The following is a 5,005-nucleotide window of genomic DNA, read 5'->3' on the forward strand; positions in this document are numbered from 1 at the left end:
TCCCTGGAGGACGCTGCGCTGCTGGTGCCGGTCCTGCGCAAGGGGCGGGACGAGGCGCACACCTTGCTGACCGCGCTCGCCCAGGCCTTCCGGGCCGGCACCTCCGTCGACTGGCAGGCGCTGTTCGCCGGTCTGGGCGCCCGCCGGGTTGATCTGCCCACGTACGCCTTCCAGCACGACCACTACTGGCTCGACGCGGACACCAGCGGTGGCAGCGGCTACAGCTCCTCCGAGCACTCCTTCCTCACCTCCTCGGTCGAGCTTGCCGAGGCCGACGGGGTGCTCTTCTCCGGCAAGGTCTCCGTACAGTCCCATCCTTGGCTGTCCGACCACACCTTCGGGGGCGCGACGCTGTTCCCCGGCACGGGCTTCGTGGAGCTGGTCCTGCACGCCGGTGGCCGGATCGGTTGCGGGCGTGTCGCGGACCTGGTGCTCGAAGCCCCGCTGGTACTGCCCGGGCGGGGCGGCGTGGATCTTCAAATCTCCGTCGGCACCCCGGACGCGACGGGTTCTCGGCGCTTCACCGTGCATTCGCGTCAGTCCGGGGCCGCGGCGGGCGACCCGTGGGCCCGGCATGCCACGGGCGCACTCGACGACGTCGTCTCGCACCCCTCCTTCGACCTGGGGGTGTGGCCGCCGGCCGGTGCCGATGCGCTCGAACTGTCGGGCATGTACGAGCGGTTCGCCGACGGCGGGCTCGGTTACGGCCCGGCGTTCCAGGGGCTCACCGCCGCATGGCGCGACGGTGCCGACGTACTGGCCGACGTCGTCCTCCCGGAAGAGACCGTGGCGAGCGCTACGGGCTTCGGGCTGCACCCGGCGGCACTGGATGCCGCTCTGCACGCCATCGGGCTCGCCAGGGACGGTGACCGGGCGGAGCTGCCGTTCGCGTGGTCGGACATCGAACTGTTCGCCACCGGCGCCACCCGGCTGCGGGTGCGGTTGCGCCCGGTGCCGGGCCGGGACGCCGTGGCCCTGCACATCGCCGACGACCGGGGCCGGCCCGTCGCCGTGGTGGGTTCGCTTTCCGTGCGGCCGGTCTCGGCGGACCAGCTGAGCTCCGGAGGAGCCGCGTTCCATGACTCCCTCTACCGGGTGGACTGGTCCCCGATCCACGCGGAGAGCACGGCCAGGACCGGATCCTGGGCCGTGGTCGGGCCGCAGGCCGCCAAGTGGGCAGCGGAGCTCGAGGCCGAGGAGGCCGACGGACTCGACCGGGCGACCGGCGCCGACGTGGTCGTGCTGGTGAGCGGCGCCGCCGCCGGTACGGGCAGCGAACCCGATGCCGTACGCAACGAGACGCACCGGGTGCTGGCGGCCCTCCGGGCCTGGCAGACCGACGACCGGTTCGCCGCGTCCACCCTGGTCGTGCTGACCCGCGGGGCGGTGGCCGGGGACGCCGGGGAGGCGGTCGACCTGGCCGGCGCCGCCGTGGGCGGGCTGGTGCGCTCCGCGCAGGCCGAGAACCCCGGGCGGATCGTGCTGGCCGACCTCGACGACTCCGTCGCTTCGCGCGGTGCGCTGACCGCAGCTCTGGCGTCGGGCGAGGAGCAGGTGGCGCTGCGCGAAGGCACGGTGCTCGTGCCCAGGCTGACCCGGGTCGCCCGGGCCGGTGCGGACGCCGGTGAACCCCCGGCCGGTGCGGACTCCGGCGCAGGGACCGTTCCCACGTGGGACGCGGCCGGCACCGTGCTGCTCACCGGAGCCACAGGTGGTCTGGGCGCGGTCTTCGCCCGCCACCTGGTGGCCGAACACGGCGTACGACACCTGCTGCTCGTCAGCCGGCGCGGCGTGCATGCTCCGGGCACCGGAGAACTGCGCCAGCAGCTCCTCGGGCTGGGCGCCACGACCGTCACCGTCGAGGCCTGCGACGTCGCCGACCGCGCTGCGCTGGCCGACATCCTCGGGCGGGTCCCCGCCGACCGCCCACTGACCGGCGTGGTGCACGCCGCCGGTGTGCTGGACGACGCCACGATCGCGTCCCTCACACCCGCCCGGATGGACGCCGTACTGCGCCCGAAGGTCGACGCGGCCTGGAACCTGCACCAGCTGACCCGGGACGCGGGACTCACGGCGTTCGTGCTGTTCTCGTCCGTCGGCGGCGTACTGGGCGGTCCGGGACAGGGCAACTATGCAGCCGCCAACGCCTACTTGGACGCCCTCGCGCAACAGCGCCGGGCGTCCGGGCTGCCCGCCACGTCCCTCGCCTGGGGCATGTGGGGCACGGACGGCATGGCGGGCACGCTCGATGAGGCCGACGTGCGGCGCGCGGCCCGGGCCGGTGTGGAGGTGCTCACCGCCGAGCTCGGCACGGCCCTTTTCGACACGGCCGTCGCGCTCGGCGAGCCGGCACTGGTCCCGGTCAAGCTGGACCTCAAGGCACTCGGCGAGGCCGGCGCCGAACTCCCGCCGCTCTTCCGCGGACTGGTACGGGCCCCGGTGGCGCGACGGGTCGCCGGCACCGCCGGCACCGGGGCCGACACCCTGCGGCGCAGGCTCACCGAGGCACCCGAGGCCGAGCGCGAAACGCTGCTGCGCGACCTGGTCCGCGCTCAGGCCGCGATCGTCCTGGGCCATCGGGGAACGGAGACCATCGAGGAGGAGCGGGCCTTCAACGAACTCGGCTTCGACTCGCTGACCTCCGTGGAGTTCCGCAACCGCATGAACGAGGCGACCGGGCTCCGACTGCCCGCCGCCCTGATCTTCGACTACCCGAGCATCCGCACCCTCGCCGCCCACCTGAGGGAGCAATTGGCGCCGGAGGCGCGCCCGGAGGCGGAGGTCGAGGCGCGGCTGCACCAGGCCTTCCAGGCCCTCTCGCTGCCGCAGCTCCGGGAGGCAGGGCTGCTCGACAGCCTCCTCGAACTCACCGGACTGGGCGGCGGCCCGACGGGCGCAACGGAACGAGGGGTGTCCGAGGCCGAGTACGCCGAGGACATCGACGGGATGGACACCGAGAGCCTCATCGAGATGGCGCTCAACGACACGACGCGGGAGGCGTGAGCCCATCATGGCCCAGAACGAGGGAAAGCTGATCGAGGCCCTGCGGGCCTCGCTCAAGGAGACCGAACGCCTGCGGGACCAGAACCGCAAGGTGGTGTCCGCCTCCCGCGAACCGATCGCGATCGTGGGCATGGCCTGCCGGTTCCCCGGCGGCGCACGCACCCCCGACGAGCTGTGGGAGTTCGTCAGGGCCGGCCGGGACGGCATCACCGGCTTCCCGGGGGACCGGGGCTGGGACCTCGAGCAGCTGCACGACCCCAAGGGTGAGCGCGCCGGTACGACGTACAGCCTGGACGGCGGCTTCCTGCTCGACGCGGCAGACTTCGACGCCAAGTTCTTCGGCATCGGCCCGCGCGAGGCGCCGGTCCTCGACCCGCAGCAGCGGCTCATGCTGGAAGCCTCCTGGGAGGCCATGGAGCACGCGGGGATCGTCCCGGCCAGCCTGCGGGGGACCACGACAGGTGTCTTCTCCGGCGTCATGTACCACGACTACCCGCACAGCTTCGGCAGTGGCAACATCGTCTCGGGCCGGGTCGCCTACACCTTCGGCCTGGAGGGCCCTGCCGTATCGGTGGACACCGCGTGCTCGTCCTCCCTGGTGGCCCTGCACCTGGCGGTCCAGTCACTGCGGCGCGGCGAGTGCGAGCTGGCCCTCGCCGGCGGTGTGACCGTCATGGCCACCCCGGGCACCTTCGTGGAATTCAGCCGCCAGCGCGGCCTGGCCCCCGACGGCCGCTGCAAGTCCTTCGCGGACGGCGCGGACGGCACGGGCTTCGCCGAGGGCGCCGGTGTGCTGCTCGTGGAGCGCCTCTCGGACGCGCGCAGAAACGGTCACCGGGTGCTGGCGGTCGTCACTGGTTCCGCCGTCAACCAGGACGGTGCGAGCAACGGCCTGACCGCCCCCAACGGACCTTCCCAACAACGTGTCATCCGGGCCGCGTTGGCGAACGCCGGACTCAAGGCCGCCGACGTGGACGTGGTCGAGGCGCACGGCACCGGCACCACCCTGGGCGACCCCATCGAGGCGGACGCACTGCTCGCGACCTACGGGCAGGAGCGCCCGCAGGGACGCCCCTTGCGGCTGGGCTCGGTGAAGTCCAACCTCGGACACACCCAGGCCGCCGCCGGAGTCGCCGGTGTCATCAAGATGGTGCAGGCGTTGCGCCACGGCGTCATGCCCAGGACCCTGCACGTCGACGCCCCGTCCACGCACGTCGACTGGACGGCGGGCGACATCGAGCTGCTCACCGAGGAGGTGGAGTGGCAGCAGCGCGAGGGCGAGACGCGTCGTGCGGGCATCTCGTCCTTCGGTATCAGCGGTACCAATGCGCATGTGATCGTGGAGGAGCCTCCGGGGCAGGTTGTGGGGGAGGTGGTTGCCGGCGGGGATGTTGCTGTGTCGGGTTGGCCCGTGGGTGTTCCGGTGCCGTGGGTGGTGTCGGGTCGTACGGCGGATGCGTTGCGTGCGCAGGTGGCGCGGTTGCACGAGTTCGTTGCTGCTGGTGCGGACTTATCCCTGGTGGATACCGGTTTCTCGTTGGTGACTTCGCGTGCGCTCTTCGATCACCGCGCGGTGGTACTGGGTACGGATCGTGCGGAGCTGCTTGCCGGCCTGGCGGAGGTGGCAGCGGGTGCGGGTGCGGGTACTCGGGGTACCTCGCGGGCGGAGCGGGGCAGGACGGCGTTCCTGTTCACGGGTCAGGGCAGTCAGCGGGTGGGTATGGGGCGGGAGCTCGTGGCCCGGTTCCCGGTGTTCGCGCGCGCGTTGGATGAGGTCTGTGTCCTGCTGGATGCGGGTCTCGAGCGTCCGTTGCGGGAGGTGATCTTCGACGGGGACCAGGGGCTGTTGGACCGGACGGTCCATGCGCAGGCTGCGTTGTTTGCGGTGGAGGTGGCGTTGTTCCGTTTGGTGGAGTCTTTTGGGGTGCGCCCTGACTTCGTCGGTGGTCATTCGGTGGGGGAGATCGCGGCTGCGCACGTGTCGGGGGTGTTGTCCTTGGAG

At 72.3% G+C, this 5,005-nt stretch carries 2 protein-coding genes; both read left to right on the top strand.

Features of this window, described 5'->3' with window-relative positions; all coding sequences use genetic code 11:
- On the top strand, window positions 1-3,003 hold a 3,003-nt coding region (locus tag ACIQK6_RS43020; RefSeq protein ID WP_402697816.1), incomplete at its 5' end, for a type I polyketide synthase.
- A gap of 4 nt (window positions 3,004-3,007) precedes the next feature.
- Window positions 3,008-5,005 (top strand): type I polyketide synthase (locus ACIQK6_RS43025; RefSeq protein WP_402697817.1); only part of this gene is annotated, 1,998 nt, incomplete at its 3' end.

The organism is Streptomyces sp. NPDC091682, from assembly GCF_044756625.1.
Taxonomy (GTDB): Bacteria; Actinomycetota; Actinomycetes; order Streptomycetales; family Streptomycetaceae; genus Streptomyces.